The organism is Pseudomonas sp. MYb541 (assembly GCF_037479595.1).
GTDB lineage: Bacteria > Pseudomonadota > Gammaproteobacteria > Pseudomonadales > Pseudomonadaceae > Aquipseudomonas > Aquipseudomonas canadensis.
Genome location: NZ_JBBGYS010000001.1, coordinates 150,901 through 166,608, shown reverse-complemented (window position 1 = coordinate 166,608; position 15,708 = coordinate 150,901). Strand labels below are relative to the sequence as shown.

Sequence of the window (15,708 nt, the reverse complement as noted above, 5' to 3'; positions counted from 1 at the left end):
TACCGGAATCACTGGCCGGATAAGGCGAACAATCCCATGAACAAACTTGAGCTGCTGCGCACCTTCGTGCGCGTCACCGAGCTGTCGAGTTTTACCCAGGCCGGCGAGAGCCTGGGCCTGCCGCGCTCTACCGTGTCGGAACATGTGCAGGCGCTAGAAGAATTGCTCGGCGCGCGTTTGCTGCAACGCACCACGCGCAAGGTGCAGGCGACCCAGGATGGCCGTGTGCTGTATGAGCGCAGCAAGGACTTGCTGGCGCACATGGAAGAGTTGGAAGGGTTGTTTCGCCAGGATGAGGCGCAACTGACCGGACGGATTCGCGTGGACATGCCCAACGTGATGGCGCGCAGCATGATTCTGCCGCACCTGCCGCTGTTCATGGAACGCCATCCGCTGATCCAGATGGAAATCAGCAGCTCGGACCGCCAGGTGGACCTGATCGCCGAAGGCTTCGACTGCGTGTTGCGGGTAGGCGCCCAGCCCGATCAAACCGTGGTAGCGCGCCGGGTGTGCAGCATGCCGATGGTCAACTGCGCGAGCCCGGCCTACCTGCAGCGCTACGGTGTGCCGCAGACCCTGGCGGACTTGGCGGATCATCAATTGGTGCATTACGTAAGGCCGTTGGGCGCACGCTCATCCGGCTTCGAATACCTGTCGGGCGGCAAAGTCCTGCGGGTGCCGATGGCCGGGCGTGTCACCGTCAACAGCACGGATGCCTATCAAGCGGCGTGCCTGGGCGGCTTCGGCATTACCCAGGTGCCGTTGCCGGGGATACGCACCTTGTTGGCCAATGGAGAACTGGTGTCGGTGCTGCCGGATTACCCGGCGCCGCCGTTGGACGTGTCACTGCTGTACGCCGGCCAGCGTCACTTACCGTTGCGGGTGCGGGTGTTCATGGACTGGTTGGCGGCGACGTTGCAAGCCCACCTTTAACGCCGCGCCGATAATTGTTGCGGTGCCAGGAACGCGTCGTGGAAGTAATCGCGCACCGCCTGCATCGCTGGGGTAAACGCGTGCTCGCGGTGCCAGGCCAGGCCCACACTCATCGGCGTCACTGGATCGGTGACGGTGAGTGTTTCGATACGCTTGCCTTCCAGGGACCAGGGCCTGTGCACCAGGTCCGAAAGGATCGCCACGCCGCTGCCATTGGCGACCATGCTGCGCACCGCCTCCACCGAACTGGTGCGCAGGCGCACCTTGGGCGTCTGCCCGGCTTGTTCCCAATAACGCATGGCGCTGTGTTCGGCCTCGTCGACGGTGAGCAGGATGTAGGGCTCCTGGGCCACATCCGCCAGGCTCACGGCGCCGCGTTCGCACAGGGGATGATGGCTGGGCAGCCATAGGCGGCGCTCCGAATTGAACAGGATTTCCGAGACGATATCCGGGTGAGTGAGGTTGGCAGTGAGTACCACCGCCATGTCGAACTGGCCGTCGAGCAGCCCTTGTTCGATGGCCTGACGTTCCTGCTCAAAGACTTCGATGGTTACGTCCGGATGCCAGTGTTCCATGCGTTGCAAGTGGTGGGGCAGGAAGTAGCCGAGCACCGTGTAACTGGCCGCCAAGCGCAGCACGCCGCGGGCGCGGTAGTCGGGCAGTGGGCTGTTCAGCGCGTCATCGACACTGCGCAGGATCACGTAGGCACGGTTGAGAAAGTGCCGGCCCGCGTCGGTCAGGTTCATGCCTTGGGCCGATCGCACGAACAGCTGTACGCCGAGCATCGCCTCCAGCTCCTTGATCGCCGTGGTCACCGCCGATTGCGAGATGTTCAGGTGGATGGCTGCCTGGGAAATCTGGCCGATTTCGGCGGTGGCGACGAAATAACGAATTTGACGCAAGGTGAGGGACATCGGCCTCTCCAAAACATAGGGCTATCTGATTTTCAGAAGATGGGCCATCTGATAATAGATCTTCCCAAGGGGTCAAGCCGCAGCCTACTTTTCCTCCATCACTTTGGCGGAGCGACTCTGATGCAGGCAGTGGATTTCAATTCGGACATGGGCGAAGGCTTTGGCCCCTGGACCATCGGTGATGGCGTCGACGCCGAGCTGATGGCGTACATCAGCTCGGCCAACATTGCTACCGGCTTCCATGCTGGCGACCCCGGCACCATGCGTCGTACGGTCGAGCGCGCCAAGCAACTGGGCGTGGCCATCGGCGCGCATCCGGGTTTTCGGGACCTGGTCGGCTTCGGTCGTCGTCACATCAACGCCCCGGCCCAGGAGTTGGTCGACGACATGCTCTACCAGCTCGGCGCCCTGCGGGAAATCGCCCGCGCCCAAGGCGTGACCCTGCAACACATCAAGCCCCACGGCGCGCTGTACATGCACCTGGCCCGTGATGAAGAAGCGGCGCGGCTGCTGGTGCAGAACCTGCAAATCATCGAACCGACGCTGTTGTTGTACTGCATGCCCAACTCGGTGATCTGGCGCGTGGCCAAGGAGCTGGGGCAGCCGGTGGTGCGGGAGTTTTATGCCGACCGTGAGTACGATCTGACCGGCTCCATCGTGTTTACCCGCAATGTGCGAGCGCTGGATCCTGCAACGGTGGCGGCGCGCGTCTTGCGGGCTTGTCAGACCGGGCTGGTGCGAACCGTGGAAGGCGAAGACCTGTTTATTGAATTCGATTCCATCTGCCTGCACAGCGACACGCCGGGTGCCCTTGAGTTGGTAGAGGCGACCCGCGAAGCGTTGGACCGAGCGGGCATCACCGTCAAAACACCACAATAAAAACGATTCCTCAATTTTTTCGCCTGCCTTTCTACAATGATTCCAAGAGGAACAGACATGGCTGAAACATCTCCCATCCGCTACAGCTTCGGCGGTGATGAACACCTGTTTGCCGAGGTCAGCGACAGCATGTCCCTGGAGGCCTTTTTCAAAGGCATGGCGGTGACCCGTGCCGTGGAGCGCCTGGCGCTGGAAGGCGTGCTGGATGTGTGCCTGGCCAATGCGTCGTTCCAGATCCGCTTTGACCCCGACCGCATCGCCCCACATGTGCTGCTCGATGCGGTGCAGACCGCCGAAGCCCAGGCCGTGGCCGAGCGCACCTTGCACACGCGCATCATCGAAATCCCGGTGCTGTACAACGACCCGTGGACCCACGAAACCCTGATGCGTTTTCGCGACCGCCACCAAGACCCCAGCGGTACGGACCTGGAGTACGCCGCGCGCATCAACGGGCTGGCCGATGTCGAGGCGTTTATCGCCGCCCACAGTGGTGCGCCGTGGTTTGTGTCGATGGTCGGATTCGTGGCGGGCCTGCCGTTCATGTTCCAGATGGTCGAGCGTGAGCGGCAATTGCAGGTGCCCAAGTACCTGCGACCGCGCACTGACACGCCGAAACTCACCCTCGGCCATGGCGGCTGTTTTGGCTGCATCTACTCGGTACGCGGTGCCGGCGGTTACCAGATGTTTGGCGTGACCCCAGCACCGATCTACGACCCGGCGCAGCAACTGGCGTACCTCAAGGAACACATGGTGTTCTTCCGTCCAGGCGATATCGTGCAGTTCAAACCCATGGACCGTGAAGCCTACGACTTGGCGGTGGCCGACGTGGATGCAGGACGTTTCGACCTGCGCATCCGTCCCGTGGAATTTTCCCTCGACGCCTTTCTTGCCGACCCCATCGGTTATCCGAAATCCCTGCAGGAGGCACTGGCATGATCAAGGTCCTCAAACCCGGCCTCGCCACCTCCGTGCAGGACCTTGGCCGCGAAGGCTATTACCACTTGGGTATCCCGCCGTCAGGTGCGCTGGACCAGTATGCGTTGAGTGCGGCCAACCACCTGGTGGGCAACCCGGCCGGTGCGGCGGGCCTGGAATGCACGCTGATCGGCCCCGAACTGGAGTTTCAGCAGGACGCGCTGGTGGCCCTCAGCGGCGCCTTGATGTCGCCGCGCCTGGACGGTGAAGTGGTGCACCAGGACACCGCATTTCAGGTGCGCGCCGGGCAGGTGTTGCGTTTCGAGTTTCCCAAGGCGGGCGCACGGACCTACCTCGCGGTGGCCGGCGGGATTGACGTGCCGTTGGTGCTGGGCAGTCGCTCGACTTACACCCTTGGCGCCCTCGGCGGGTTCCACGGGCGGCGCTTGCAGGAAGGTGATGAACTGCCCATCGGTGAAGCCAGTGGGGTGGGCCGGGCGGGCAACAGCCTGCCGATGGCACTGCGCCGATCAGTGGGCGGTGATGTGACTCTGCGTGTAGTGCCGGGGCTGTATTACGAGCGCCTGACGGAGGCGGCCAAGAGCAGCTTCTTTGCCGAGCCGTGGACCGTGGGTTCCGAAGCCGATCGCATCGGGTATCGCTTCAAAGGCGGTAGTGCCCTGAGTTTCCAGCCACGGGAGCAGCCGTTTGGCGCGGGATCGGATCCGTCGAATATCGTCGACAGTTGCTACCCGATTGGCTCGATCCAGGTACCGGCGGGCCTGGAGCCGATTGTGTTGCACCGGGATGCGGTGTCGGGCGGTGGCTACGCGATGATCGGTACGGTGATCAGCGCCGACCTGGACCTGATCGGCCAGATGCAGCCGAACCAGCGGGCGGGGTTTGTGGCGGTGACATTGGAGGAGGCGTTGGAGGCAAGGCGGGTGTACAAGAAGCGCAGCAAGGCCATGGCTGGACTCTTCAGCAACTGAATACGGCAGGACAAAATGTGGGAGGGGGCTTGCCCCCGATAGCGGTGTATCAGCCAGTCTATCTGTAGCTGACCCACTGCTATCGGGGGCAAGCCCCCTCCCACATTTGATTCTCTGTTCAATCTTGCTTTTGTAGCGTGTCAGAAGAGTTGGGTGAACAGCCAGTAGAGGCTACCTGACAGCAGGATGGCCGCTGGCAACGTCAGCACCCACGCCATCGCCAGGTTGCGGATCGTGCGCATCTGCAACCCGCCCCCGTTCGCGACCATGGTCCCCGCCACACCGGACGACAGCACATGCGTCGTCGACACCGGCAACCCATACATATCCGCCGCGCCAATCGTCAGCATCGCCACCATTTCCGCCGAGGCGCCTTGGGCGTAGGTCAGGTGCGTCTTGCCGATCTTCTCGCCCACGGTCACCACGATGCGCTTCCAACCGACCATGGTGCCCAGGCCGAGGGCGATGGCCACGGCGATCTTCACCCACAGCGGAATGAAGCGTGTGGAGCTGTCGATCTGTTGCTTGAACAGTTGCAGCTTGCCCTGGGTATCCGCGTCGAAATTGCCGACTTTGCCCTTGTCCATCAGGCGAATGGTTTCGCTGGTCAGGTACATGTCGTTACGCACGTTGCCGACGGCCTCGGCGGGCACTTTGGCCAAGGAACCGTAGCCTTTGACTTCATCACCGATCTGCCCGGCCAGGGCGGCGAGGGCGGGGACCAGTTCCGGGGTGGCTTCCTTGGTGCGCACGTAGGTCGAGAGGATCGGGCGCGGGTCGCCGGCCAGTGCCTGCGGCGCGCTTTTCACCAGCGCCACTTGGGTCACTTCGGCCACCGCCGCAAACTGCAGCGACTGCTCGGCGGGCATGGTGCGGTTCAGTGCGTAGGCCATCGGCAGGGTGCCGACCAGGATCAGCATGATCAGGCCCATGCCTTTCTGCCCGTCGTTGGAGCCGTGGGCAAAAGACACGCCGGTGCACGTGGCGATCAGCAGGCCGCGGATCCACCACGGTGGCGGGGTGTCGCCTTTGGGTGCCTTGTACAGCGCGCGATTCTTGACGAACGCGCGCAGGGCCAGCAACAGCATCGCCGCAAAGGCAAAGCCGATCAGCGGCGACAGCAGCAAGGCGTAACCGATCTTGATTGCCTGGCTCCAGTCCACGCCGCTGGTGCCATCACGCCCGTGCATCAAGGCATTCGCCACGCCGACGCCGATGATCGAACCAATCAATGTGTGGGACGACGACGCCGGCAAACCCAGCCACCAGGTGCCGAGGTTCCACAGGATCGCGGCGATCAACAGGGCGAAGATCATCGCGAAACCGGCCGACGAGCCCACCTGCAGAATCAACTCCACCGGCAACAACGCAATGATGCCGAACGCTACCGCACCGCTGGAAAGCAGTACGCCCAGGAAGTTGAAAAAGCCTGACCACACCACCGCAAAATGCGGCGGCAAGGAGTTGGTGTAGATCACCGTCGCCACGGCATTGGCGGTGTCGTGGAAACCGTTGACGAACTCGAACCCCAGGGCGATCAACAGCGCCACCCCGAGCAGCAAGAAGGGCGTCCAGGTGGTGAGTTGGGCGCCCATTTCGTGCATGTCATGCATCAGGCTGTAGGCGGTGAACAACAAGCCCATGGCGAGCACGGCGAAGAAGATGATTACTGTCACCAGGCTGGGTTTCTTGTCCAGCCTGGGTTTGGGGTCTGCTGGTGAGGCGTGGGTGGAGGCAGTCAGGGAAGGGGTGGCCATGCCGGAGCATCCAGTGTGATGAGGATGTCGTTCATAGTCATTGCAGAATGTTACAGAGATGCTGCCATACATCAGTGTTTAGGTGATTGAGCTGGCCGCTGGTCAGTAATCCTTGCGCTTTCTGAAGGCCCAGCGCCCGGCAATCAACGTGAAGGTCGCGACGAGCGCCACCAGAATCCAGAAGCCTTCCGGGTCTTGGGAGAGCGGCACACCGCCCACGTTCATGCCGAAAAAACCGGCGATGATGTTGATGGGCAACGCCAGCACTGTCACCACGGTAAGGGTGAACAGCGTGCGGTTGCTTTGCTCGTTGAGGTTGGCGGCGATTTCTTCCTGCAACAACTTGATGCGTTCGCCCAGGGCCATCAGGTCGTTGATGATCAACGCAAACTCCTCGGTGGATTTGCGCAGCTCCTTCACGTCTTCCTTTTGCAACCACTGCGGCGGCCGGTTGAGCAGGCGCAGCAGCGAGCCCGGCTCCAGCGCCAGCAGGCGTTGCAGGCGCACCAGCACCCGGCGTGCGGCGCCGAGTTCGGCGCGGTTGGTGGACAGACGCGAGGACAGCAACTGGTCTTCGATATGGTCGACGCTGATGCTGGTCTTGCGCACGATCTGGGTCAGCACTTCACCCTGGTCGCGTAACAGGTGCACCAGTAAGGCCAGCGGCGAGCGAAAGCTTTCACCGGCTTTTACCGACGAGCGCAGTTTATCCACCGAGTGCAGCGGTTGCAGGCGCGCACTGATCAGCAGGCGGCTGCGGGCGCAGACCCACAGCGTGGAAATGTCCGACGAGACCATGCTGCTGAAGTTGAACACCACGTCGTTGACCACCGCCAGCAAGGCCGAGTCGACGTGTTCGATGCGCGTGGAACGCGAGCCTTCGTGCAGGGCTTCGAAGAACTCTTCCGGCAGATCCAGGTGGGCCTGCATCCAGCGCTCGCACGCGGCGTGGGCTAGGTTCAGGTGCAGCCACAGGAATTCTTCCGGGTCACCCGGTTGGCGCAACGCCTGGAGCGCCGCCGCCGAATCTATCTGCTCACCCTTTTCCCCTGGGCGAAAACGAAAACCGTAGAGCAAGCCAAACAGGTCGGAATCCTGGTGGCTGTGATCGATGCTGTGGTTCATGAGGGCTCGCAGAAAAAGCGCCTGTAGGAGATTTCACAGGTTCGCATGCGCGAATCATTGCAAGGGGATTTGACAGTTTTGTGACGGTTTGTTGAGTTGACAGCGCGCCTGGGCGCTTGGTCAGGCGGTTGGCAGGCGGAATGTGAACTCAGTGCCGTGCTCGGCGGTGGTGGAGATACTCAACTCGCCGCCGTGGGCGTCGGCAATCTGCTTGACGATATACAACCCTAGCCCCAGACCGGCCTGGGGTGTGTCCTTGGCGGGGCGTGAGTAGGGCTCGAACAGGCGGGGCAAGGCCAATGCGTCGATTTGCCCGGGGTTCTTGACCGTCAGGTTGAAATGGCCCTGCGCGATCTTTGCCGTGACTTCCACTGGCCCATCGTGACGGCCATGGTGGATGGCATTTGCGACCAGGTTGGAGAGCAACTGCGCCAGGCGGTCACGGTCGCCGCTCACGCCCTGCAGGTCGCCGATGTCTGCGTGGATCTGCCGTTGCGGGTGCACGCTCTGCACTTCAGATACCACATGCAGCAAGGCTTCCTGCAAACCCAGGCAATCGCTGATGTTCAGCCGGATGCCGCCGCCCAGGCGGGCACGGGCAAAGTCCAGCAAGTCTTCGACCAACTGCGCGGCGCGGCGACCGCTGGCGAGGATATGGCGTACGAGGGTGTCGGTGGCCGGGTCAGGGAATTTGCGCAGCAGCCGCTCGGCACCGAAATTGATCGCAAACAGCGGGTTGCGCAGGTCGTGGCCGAGCACGGCAATGAATTGCTCGCGCAGCTCGGCGGTGCCGCGCTCTTCCTGCAATTGCGCTTGGGTGTGAAGCGCGGCTTCCTCGGCTTCGATCTGCAGGGACAGCACCCTGGCGAATGACTCCATGGTCGACTGGATGCTGCTGCTGCGCAGGTGGGCCGGGTTGGGGTCGAGGGCGCAGATTGTGCCGAAGAACCTCCCGTCGGTGCGGAACACCGGCACCGAAATGTAGCTTTCGAATTGGTAGAGGCGCGGGGTGTGGTGGTCGTGGTAGAGCGGGTCCTCGCTGGCCTTGTCGATTACCACGGACACATGGGAGCCGCGAATTTCGTGGCAGAGGGTGGTGGTCAGGTCCAGTTCTGCGCCTACACCGAGGCCAAAGTCCAGATGATCGAGTACTGCGCAGGCGGTCCAGGTGTCGTCGGTCACCCGCGCTACGGCGGCAAAGCGCAGGCCGGTCATGTCGCTGATGACCTTGAGCATCGCGGGGACGGCACTTATGCGGCCAATGGTGGCGATGTCGGCGGCTTTTTGCTCCATGCAGCACTCTCGATCCGGAAGGTGGTGAGCGTTATGCCCCGGCCAATGAGTGGGATTTTAGCGACCTTGTGCGTTGTAGGGTAATTTCATTCGTTAAGTGGGGATTTTTCCTATGCGTGAGCATGAAAAAGCCGCGCTACCCGAAGGCGCGCGGCTATGAGTGAAGCGGTGACTCAACTGTCGATCTTGTCTTCCAGCACAGCACCGGTCTTGGCATCGAGCTTCACTTCAAACTTCTTGCCGGCGGTGTCGGTCAGGTCGACTTCGTAGACCAGTACGCCGCTGTTGTTATGGTCCAACTCGGTGTCAGTGATGGTGGCACCCGCGTGTTTGGCCACGGCGGCAGCGTTGAGTTTGTCGAAAGGCATCACTGCGCCGGACTTGACCAGACCTTCAATGTGGTCTGGGCGAACATCGGCCTGGGCCAGGCCAGCGGTCAGGGTCAGGGCGGTAGCGGCGAACAAAGCGGTCAAGGTTTTCATGGTGTGTATCCTTCTCAGGTGAGCTGTTTAAGTGGGGCCAGATTAACCAGCGCAACTTAATTCACCCTTAATTATTTCAAGCGGTTGCGCAGTTTGTTCAATCCGTCACGCGCGGGGAATTTCATGCTGGAGGCTCACTTCAAAGGAGACTCGGCATGAAACGGTTAGTGAGTTGGATCTACGCCCCTGCATTCCTGCTGGGGTTTCTCGGTTACGGGCTTTGGCAGCCGGACAGCTTGATTCTGCTGTTCGTGATTGCGGTGGTGGTGTCATTCCTGGCAGAACAATGGTTGCCCTATGAACCGCAGTGGAATCGCAGCCTGGGCGATCGTCGGCGCGATACGTTGCACGCCCTGGTCAACGAAAGCCTGAACGCTGTGGGCTTGTTGATCCTGCCAGGGCTCACGGCGTTATTGGCGTTTGAGGGCATTTGGCCGCGTGGCTGGCCGTTGTGGGAGCAACTGCTGATGGCCATTGTGCTGGCCGATGCCGGCATCACCTTGATGCATTACGCCAGCCATCGCGTCCGGCCGCTGTGGCGACTGCATGCGGTGCATCACAGCGTGCAGCGGCTCTATGGTTTCAACGGGTTGATGAAGCATCCCTTGCACCAGGTGCTGGAAGCCACGGCCGGTTTGCTACCGTTGATCCTGCTGGGCATTCCCCTGGACGTGGCCCAGTTGCTGGCATTGGCCATTGCCCTGCAATTGCTGCTGCAGCATTCCAATGTGGACATGCGCCTGGGGCCGTTCGTTGCGCTGGGTGTTCGCCTGGGCGCCAGTGCATCGGTTTCACCATATGAAATATGGCCGCGCCGGGGATGTGAATTTCGGTTTGTTCTTCAACCTGTGGGATTGGCTGCTGGGCACGGCGTATTACCGTGAACGCTATCGCATGGGGCCGGGGGATCTGGGGATTGGCAGTCGTCCGGACTTTCCGGTGGACTATGGGGCGCAGTTGCGTGATCCCTTCAAGGCGGTTGGCTTGAGCAAGGAGCCGTCACTGCCGGACGATTTACGTTAACAGTTGAACATCCAGCTGGCGCAATGAGGCGGCTGCCGTGACGCCAAACAGCTGCTTCATGGTCCGCGAAAAATGCGCCGAATCGGCAAACCCCGCACCGTGAGCCGCATCGGTCAGCGTGCCGCCTGCGAGCGCCAGTTGCAGGGCGACGCGCAATCGTCGCCACAGCACCAAACGACGCACAGGTAAACCCAGTTGATGGGCGAACAGTCGCTCCAGTTGGCTCAATGAAAGGTGCGCGGCCTTGGCCAGGGCCTGGGCTGATACTTTGCCGTTGAGTTGTTGATCCAGTGCGGCGAGGGCGCGCTCCAGACGTGGATCATCCAGGCTGCGCCGAGGGAGTCGGCGCAATGCCTCCTGGGACAGGTCCTGGTGCAGCAAAGGGGCGACATCAAACACGGCCGGTTCGGCGTACAGCACCGAGACCTCACCTTGAGTCTCAAGAATGGCGTGAGTCTGTCGCGACGGGATAAACAGGCGATGGGCCGTGGTGACCTGGCCATCGAGGCTGACCGTGATCGGTGAACCTTTGGAGACCATCAACTGATGGGCGTAGTGCGCATGGGGCGCGGTGCGCCCCAGCTCGCCGAGGATCAGGCCGTAGTCACGGCCCAACCATAGGCGGCCTGACCATTCGGCCTTCACTCAGTACTTATGGTCGTGCAGCAGGTCCTGCACGCTGGAGGACGGCCAGCGCTTGTAGAACTTCAGCAGTTCGGCGGCGCGGTTGGTGAAGATGCCATCCACGCCGGCCTTCATCACTTTGTCGAAGTCCACCGGCTCGTCCACGGTGTAGACATGCACCAGCAGGCCCTTGTCGTGGGTCAGCTTGTTCATTTCCGGTTTGACCAGGTCCGAATAGCTCTGGTCGCCATGGTCTGTCAGCTCAGCCGAGGGACCGGTGCCGATGGCGCCGAGGCTCTTGGCTTCGTCGACCCACTTTTCGAACTCGGCCGCGTCTTTCGGCTCTTGCTTGGCGTAGTAGGCGGCCTTGGTGGTTTCGCCGGACTCAGCAAATGTCTGCTTGTTCTTCGGCTCGATGCTGCCTTCACCCACCCACAGCAACAGGATCTTCGGGGTGTTGGGCATTTCTTTCTGCAGCTCTTTCAGGCTCGCCACTTCGAAGGTTTGCAGCACCACGCGACCCTTGCCCTGGCCGACGCCGGTGTTGCTCTTGCCCAGCTTGGAGCCGGCGGAGCTCAGCCAGCCTTTGTCGAGCAGCTTGTTCTTGAGGTCAGCTTCGATGCCCGGGAATTGCTTGGGCTCCTTGGTTTCTATGTACAGGCCGGGTTTGTGCTGTGGGTTGCCTTCGGCAATCTTGATGATGTCGTCCAGGCTCTGGATTTTCAGGCCGACGAAACCTGGACGTGCGCGGTCCGGGTAGGCGGCGTTGAACCAGCTGCCGGCGTCGAGGGTTTGCAGTTCTTTCCAGGTGAACTCGTTGGCCGGGGCGTCCTTGCGATCAGGGAACTTGGTGGCCACGTCGGTGGTGCGCTGCAGGTTGTTGTCGTGCAGGGCGAACAGCACGCCGTCCTTGCTGCGCTGCAGGTCCATTTCCAGGTAGTCGGCACCCAGGTCGCGGGCGATCTTGTAGGCGGCAGCGGTGGACTCCGGTGCATCGTAGGACGCGCCACGGTGGGCGATCACGGCCGGGTACGGAATGCCTTCATTGGTTGCCAATTCAGCCGGACTGATCGGATCGGCAGCCTGCGCTTGGCCAAGGCCGAGCATCAGAGCGAGCAGCAGGGCGCTCTTGGTAAACGTGACAGGCATATGCGAAGTCCTTTCGTGGAGGTAGCTTTGAGAAGGCCTCCTTTTTAACAATTGATTGCGAAAGGCGCTATCACCAAACCGACATTAACGTGCGCAGGCTTCAATTTTCTCGGATTTTTTCCCTGGCATTGCAGTATTCTTGCCCGAAGCTGCCCCATTAGAGGGCGGTACTTTCCGCCACGCGTGTAAACCATCTTTCCAGTCCCTGTGGGACTTTTCAGTGAGGTTTACCATGCGCATCACCTCCGAGCTTATCTGCCAGGCCGCCGACCAACTCCACGGGTTTGTTGGCCTCAACCGCAAGACAGGCCAGTACATCGTGCGTTTCAGCGAAGACTCCTTCGGCATGGACGTGGCCGATGACGGCATCATTCCCACCGCCGAATTCGTCTGGCTGCCGGCCCCGGAGCAGACCATGACCCTGTCCCGCGAGCGCATCCAGTTGCTGCTGGACCAGAACATCGACGAGCGCATCAACATCACCGAGCCGTTGCGGGTGTATATGCGCCGGGTGGAGATTGCGCAGATCAGTGCGTTGCGCAGTCTGGTGAGCTAGCTCGCTTCAAAACTGTAGACCCGTTCGACTTTGCATACCCGGGTCTGGAAGGCCGAGTACCAAGTGGCGCGCCCCTGTTCGCGCACCGCCCGGTGCTCGGCCTGCTGCTTCCAGGCCAGGATGGCCGCTTCACTCTCCCAGTACGACACGGTGATGCCCAGACCATCTTCCCGTGCGGACTCCACGCCGATGAACCCCGGTTGTTCACGCGCCAGTTCCAGCATGCGGCTGGCCGCCTGGCCGTAGCCTTGATCGCCTTCGGTGCGCAACGAGCTGAAGATCACCGCATAGTAGGGCGGCGAAGGTGTGCGGGCGATCATGCGGACACCGCCTGGCAAGCTTTGAGCAGGGCCATCGCCAAGGGCGGGGCAGTACCTTGCAGCGCGGCGCGTTCGGGTTGGAAGAGGGTGGCGACGAAGAACGGGTGGTCGAGCAGTTCCACCGCGCGCAGGTCGCCGGCCGAGTCATGGCCGCTGGGGATCAGGTCGCCTTCGAGCAAGGCATCGAGGAACTCGGGGTTCACGCCATAACGGCAGCGATAACCTTCCTGCACATCCAGGGTGCCATAGGCCTCGGCGATCCGGGTGTAGGGCGCCAGGCGCACGCTGTCGGTTGCCTCCACCAGGGCACAGCTCAGTGGTGCGATCACGGCGCGCTTGGCCTGCGGCGCGAGTTCGCCATGCTCGGCATCCTTCCAGCCCAGGACATTGCGCGCGTATTCCAGCACGGCATGCTGAAAACCGCCGCACGTGCCGAGGAACGGTCGGCGTTGCTCGCGGGCAAACCGGATCGCCCGCATTGCGCCGTCAGTGTCGCGGTAAGGGCTGGCGGGGACGCACCAGAAACCGTCGAAGTCATGCAGTGATTGGGGCAGGTTATCGGTGTCGAGCCACTGCACGTGAACCCCCAGGCCGAGGGTCTCGGCCGCCTGTTGCAGCGCCACGGGGATGGCCTGGTGGGCGATGACATCGGGGTTGTAATCGCCGATCAGGGCGAGGTGCAGAGGCGTGGTTTTCATCGTGTACATCCCATGGCTTGTGGTGTCCTGAGGCGCACTATAGATTGGCGTTCACGCAATCAATATTGGCGTTTTAGCACATGCTCAATGCAGTCACGCACTATTCAATTGACTACCCCGACTTATCGCTGATCCTCGCCCTGGTGCGCGGCGGCACACTCGCACGGGCGGCCGCGTTGTTGCGGGTGGACGTGTCCACAGTGTTCCGCGCGGTGCGGCGCCTGGAGGCGGCGCTGGGCCAGACGTTGTTCGAAAAAAGCCGCGCCGGCTACCTGCCCACCACCCTGGCGAGCAACCTGGCGCAGCAGGCGGAACGCGCCGAGCAAGCGCTGGAGGCCGCGCGCATTGGTGTGGAGCAAGGTGGTGAGGTGATCAGCGGCACGGTGCGCCTGACCTGTACCGATTCTGTGCTGCAAGGCTTGCTGTTGCCGGCCCTGGCGCAATTCATGCCGCAGTACCCGGCGTTGACCCTGGAACTGAGTACGTCGAATGACTTCGCCAACCTCAGCCGCCGCGACGCGGATATCGCGCTGCGCCTGACTCGCACGCCGCCGGAGCATCTGGTGGGCCGGCGCCTGGGCAATGTGGCGTATCGGGTGTGCGCCAGTCCGGGTTTTGCCCAACAACACGAAGGCCGCGAGCTGGCAGACCTGCCATGGATCGCCCCGGATGACTTCCTGCCCGACCACCCCACGGTAGCCTGGCGCCGCGAGCACCTGCCCGGCGTGCGTCCCAGCTATCGCTGCAACAGCATGTTGTCGGTGACCGAACTGGTGCGTGCAGGGTTGGGGGTGGCGGCGTTGCCGGACTTTCTAGTCAGGGACCGCCTGCAACCACTGGGCCCCGCATTGGCGGGGCACGACACGGCGTTATGGTTGCTCACGCGCCCCGATTGTCGGGCGCTGCGCTCGGTGGTGACACTGTTTGACGAGCTGGGGCGACACCTGCGGTTGCCTTAGGTTTTTCGCACAAAATGCTCGTGCATTTCGCTGGTCAGGCTTTCGATATGCTCTGTCAGTTGCTTGGTCATTTCCGTCAGTCGGGTGTTCTGCTCCAGCAACTCCAGCAACTGTTTGGTGGTCTGCGCGGCCTGGGCCTGGCGCTCGGCGTTGGCAATCGCCAGCGCTTCGCGGTGCTGGGCGTCGGCGTCTGACTGCGCTTTGTCGCGAGCGGCCTGACGCGTCTGGGCCAGCAGGATCAGCGGCGCGGCATAGGCCGATTGCAGGCTGAAGGCCAGGTTGAGCAGGATAAACGGGTACACGTCGAAATGCGTGACGCCGGTCATGTTCAGCACCACCCACAACACGACGATGGCGGTTTGCGCGCCGAGGAAGGTGGGCGTGCCGAAGAAACGGGCGAAGGCTTCTGCCTTGAGGGCAAAGGTGTCATTGCCGAAGGTTGGCGCCAAGTGGGCATGGGGACGATGGAAGCGCAGGTGGTCGACGGCGGCGGTTTCGGTCTTTTCTGGGGTCATGGCGGGCTCGGATCGTTTGCTTGAAGACAAGCAAGCACTATAGACCGAGCCCCCAGCGCCCCGTATGAAGATCGGGTCAGTTGCCACCGCGCTCATTGGCGAATGCACTCACCGCCTGCACGGCCTCACTGGTGCCTTCGCGGATCTGCAGGATTACCGTGCCGGCGCGGTTTGCCAGGTCGACCCCTTGCGCGGCGCGGTCGCGGGTGCCGTCCATACTGTGGATGGCCTGGCGGGTCTCCTCCTGAATCATCGCGATCATGCTGGAAATTTCCGCCGTTGAACCGCTGGTGCGGGCCGCCAATTGCCGTACTTCATCGGCCACCACGGCAAACCCGCGACCTTGCTCGCCGGCACGCGCCGCCTCGATGGCGGCGTTGAGGGCCAGCAGGTTGGTCTGGTCGGCGATGCCGCGAATGGTATTGACGATGGCGGTGATCTGCTGCGAGCGCTCGCCCAGCTTGGCGATCAGCTGTGAGGAGCCATCGATGTCCGCCGCAATGTCGCGCATGCCACTGGCGGTTTGCTGGATCACTTCGGCGCCTTTTTCGGCGATGTCCCGGGTGTTCAGGGA

Annotated in this window: 16 protein-coding genes and 2 pseudogenes; 7 read left to right on the top strand and 11 right to left on the bottom strand. The window is 62.1% G+C overall.

The window, feature by feature from the left end; all coding sequences use genetic code 11:
- Positions 1-36: 36 nt before the first annotated feature.
- Positions 37-933, top strand: coding sequence for a LysR family transcriptional regulator (locus WH299_RS00825; protein ID WP_339549394.1), 897 nt, complete (start codon positions 37-39; stop codon positions 931-933).
- On the opposite strand, the gene WH299_RS00820 is transcribed toward WH299_RS00825, so the two are convergent.
- The gene (locus WH299_RS00820; RefSeq protein ID WP_122728450.1) at positions 930-1,847 is read right to left on the bottom strand and encodes a LysR family transcriptional regulator; all 918 of its coding nucleotides are present in this window, start codon (positions 1,845-1,847) and stop codon (positions 930-932) included. The genes WH299_RS00825 and WH299_RS00820 overlap by 4 nt on opposite strands.
- 120 nt (positions 1,848-1,967) lie before the next feature.
- Here WH299_RS00820 and WH299_RS00815 point away from each other — a divergent pair, with 120 nt between their 5' ends.
- The 3 genes from WH299_RS00815 to WH299_RS00805 are packed head-to-tail and all read left to right on the top strand — an operon-like array spanning position 1,968 to position 4,633.
- The gene (locus WH299_RS00815; RefSeq protein ID WP_122685439.1) at positions 1,968-2,726 is read left to right on the top strand and encodes a 5-oxoprolinase subunit PxpA; all 759 of its coding nucleotides are present in this window, start codon (positions 1,968-1,970) and stop codon (positions 2,724-2,726) included.
- Positions 2,727-2,783: 57 nt separating this feature from the next.
- Complete coding sequence (locus WH299_RS00810; protein ID WP_028617653.1) at positions 2,784-3,662, top strand: 5-oxoprolinase subunit B family protein; 879 nt, start codon at positions 2,784-2,786, stop codon at positions 3,660-3,662.
- On the top strand, positions 3,659-4,633 hold the full coding sequence (locus tag WH299_RS00805) for a 5-oxoprolinase subunit C family protein (protein WP_123474626.1): 975 nt from the start codon (positions 3,659-3,661) through the stop codon (positions 4,631-4,633). Before WH299_RS00810 ends, WH299_RS00805 begins: the two co-directional genes overlap by 4 nt.
- A gap of 140 nt (positions 4,634-4,773) precedes the next feature.
- Here the strand turns inward: WH299_RS00805 and WH299_RS00800 are convergent, their stop codons facing one another.
- The 4 genes from WH299_RS00800 to WH299_RS00785 all read right to left on the bottom strand — a co-directional run bounded on the left by WH299_RS00800 (position 4,774) and on the right by WH299_RS00785 (position 9,290).
- Positions 4,774-6,390, bottom strand: coding sequence for an inorganic phosphate transporter (locus WH299_RS00800; RefSeq protein WP_122728446.1), 1,617 nt, complete (start codon positions 6,388-6,390; stop codon positions 4,774-4,776).
- A gap of 102 nt (positions 6,391-6,492) precedes the next feature.
- Complete coding sequence (locus tag WH299_RS00795) at positions 6,493-7,515, bottom strand: transporter (RefSeq protein WP_016978332.1); 1,023 nt, start codon at positions 7,513-7,515, stop codon at positions 6,493-6,495.
- Positions 7,516-7,635: 120 nt separating this feature from the next.
- Positions 7,636-8,808, bottom strand: a complete 1,173-nt coding sequence (locus WH299_RS00790; protein ID WP_339549392.1) for a GAF domain-containing sensor histidine kinase — start codon at positions 8,806-8,808, stop codon at positions 7,636-7,638.
- 173 nt (positions 8,809-8,981) lie between these two features.
- Positions 8,982-9,290 carry a PepSY domain-containing protein gene (locus WH299_RS00785; RefSeq protein ID WP_126570650.1) on the bottom strand — a complete coding sequence of 103 codons (309 nt, stop codon included), beginning with the start codon at positions 9,288-9,290 and terminating at the stop codon, positions 8,982-8,984.
- Between the two features lie 155 nt (positions 9,291-9,445).
- On the opposite strand from WH299_RS00785, the pseudogene WH299_RS00780 reads away from it, so the two are divergent.
- Positions 9,446-10,313 (top strand): annotated as a pseudogene (locus WH299_RS00780) (sterol desaturase family protein).
- On the opposite strand, the gene WH299_RS00775 reads toward WH299_RS00780, so the two are convergent.
- Together WH299_RS00775 and WH299_RS00770 are read right to left on the bottom strand one after the other, a co-directional pair.
- Positions 10,305-10,958, bottom strand: coding sequence for an AraC family transcriptional regulator (locus WH299_RS00775; RefSeq protein ID WP_339549390.1), 654 nt, complete (start codon positions 10,956-10,958; stop codon positions 10,305-10,307). The pseudogene WH299_RS00780 and the gene WH299_RS00775 overlap by 9 nt on opposite strands.
- Positions 10,959-12,086: a glycerophosphodiester phosphodiesterase family protein gene (locus WH299_RS00770; protein ID WP_122728436.1), complete on the bottom strand. Its 1,128-nt coding sequence runs from the start codon at positions 12,084-12,086 to the stop codon at positions 10,959-10,961. It lies immediately after the preceding gene.
- A 232-nt stretch (positions 12,087-12,318) separates the two neighbouring features.
- On the opposite strand from WH299_RS00770, the gene WH299_RS00765 reads away from it, so the two are divergent.
- On the top strand, positions 12,319-12,642 hold the full coding sequence (locus tag WH299_RS00765; protein ID WP_028617644.1) for a DUF2025 family protein: 324 nt from the start codon (positions 12,319-12,321) through the stop codon (positions 12,640-12,642).
- Here the strand turns inward: WH299_RS00765 and WH299_RS00760 are convergent.
- Positions 12,639-12,962, bottom strand: a complete 324-nt coding sequence (locus tag WH299_RS00760; RefSeq protein ID WP_339549389.1) for an antibiotic biosynthesis monooxygenase family protein — start codon at positions 12,960-12,962, stop codon at positions 12,639-12,641. The two genes, WH299_RS00765 and WH299_RS00760, sit on opposite strands and share 4 nt — an antisense overlap.
- Positions 12,959-13,660, bottom strand: a complete 702-nt coding sequence (locus tag WH299_RS00755; RefSeq protein ID WP_178083549.1) for a CTP synthase C-terminal region-related (seleno)protein — start codon at positions 13,658-13,660, stop codon at positions 12,959-12,961. The genes WH299_RS00760 and WH299_RS00755 overlap by 4 nt, the downstream gene beginning before the upstream one ends.
- 80 nt (positions 13,661-13,740) lie before the next feature.
- On the opposite strand from WH299_RS00755, the gene WH299_RS00750 reads away from it, so the two are divergent.
- A complete protein-coding gene (locus WH299_RS00750; RefSeq protein WP_339549386.1) occupies positions 13,741-14,619 on the top strand; it encodes a LysR family transcriptional regulator in 879 nt (292 codons plus the stop codon).
- On the opposite strand, the gene WH299_RS00745 is transcribed toward WH299_RS00750, so the two are convergent.
- Positions 14,616-15,134 (bottom strand): DUF1003 domain-containing protein, encoded by a 519-nt coding sequence (locus WH299_RS00745; RefSeq protein ID WP_123474618.1) that lies wholly within the window; start codon positions 15,132-15,134, stop codon positions 14,616-14,618. The genes WH299_RS00750 and WH299_RS00745 overlap by 4 nt on opposite strands.
- Positions 15,135-15,210: 76 nt before the next feature.
- A pseudogene (locus WH299_RS29570) lies at positions 15,211-15,645 on the bottom strand (methyl-accepting chemotaxis protein); the annotation flags it as partial.
- Positions 15,646-15,708 lie beyond the last annotated feature (63 nt).

Bases quoted from the DNA above. Each gene is read 5' to 3' on its own strand.
- WH299_RS00825 (WP_339549394.1), top strand. From the start codon at position 37: ATGAACAAACTTGAGCTGCTGCGCACCTTCGTGCGCGTCACCGAGCTG.
- WH299_RS00820 (WP_122728450.1), bottom strand. From the start codon at position 1,847: ATGTCCCTCACCTTGCGTCAAATTCGTTATTTCGTCGCCACCGCCGAA.
- WH299_RS00815 (WP_122685439.1), top strand. From the start codon at position 1,968: ATGCAGGCAGTGGATTTCAATTCGGACATGGGCGAAGGCTTTGGCCCC.
- WH299_RS00810 (WP_028617653.1), top strand. From the start codon at position 2,784: ATGGCTGAAACATCTCCCATCCGCTACAGCTTCGGCGGTGATGAACAC.
- WH299_RS00805 (WP_123474626.1), top strand. From the start codon at position 3,659: ATGATCAAGGTCCTCAAACCCGGCCTCGCCACCTCCGTGCAGGACCTT.
- WH299_RS00800 (WP_122728446.1), bottom strand. From the start codon at position 6,390: ATGGCCACCCCTTCCCTGACTGCCTCCACCCACGCCTCACCAGCAGAC.
- WH299_RS00795 (WP_016978332.1), bottom strand. From the start codon at position 7,515: ATGAACCACAGCATCGATCACAGCCACCAGGATTCCGACCTGTTTGGC.
- WH299_RS00790 (WP_339549392.1), bottom strand. From the start codon at position 8,808: ATGGAGCAAAAAGCCGCCGACATCGCCACCATTGGCCGCATAAGTGCC.
- WH299_RS00785 (WP_126570650.1), bottom strand. From the start codon at position 9,290: ATGAAAACCTTGACCGCTTTGTTCGCCGCTACCGCCCTGACCCTGACC.
- WH299_RS00770 (WP_122728436.1), bottom strand. From the start codon at position 12,086: ATGCCTGTCACGTTTACCAAGAGCGCCCTGCTGCTCGCTCTGATGCTC.
- WH299_RS00765 (WP_028617644.1), top strand. From the start codon at position 12,319: ATGCGCATCACCTCCGAGCTTATCTGCCAGGCCGCCGACCAACTCCAC.
- WH299_RS00760 (WP_339549389.1), bottom strand. From the start codon at position 12,962: ATGATCGCCCGCACACCTTCGCCGCCCTACTATGCGGTGATCTTCAGC.
- WH299_RS00755 (WP_178083549.1), bottom strand. From the start codon at position 13,660: ATGAAAACCACGCCTCTGCACCTCGCCCTGATCGGCGATTACAACCCC.
- WH299_RS00750 (WP_339549386.1), top strand. From the start codon at position 13,741: ATGCTCAATGCAGTCACGCACTATTCAATTGACTACCCCGACTTATCG.
- WH299_RS00745 (WP_123474618.1), bottom strand. From the start codon at position 15,134: ATGACCCCAGAAAAGACCGAAACCGCCGCCGTCGACCACCTGCGCTTC.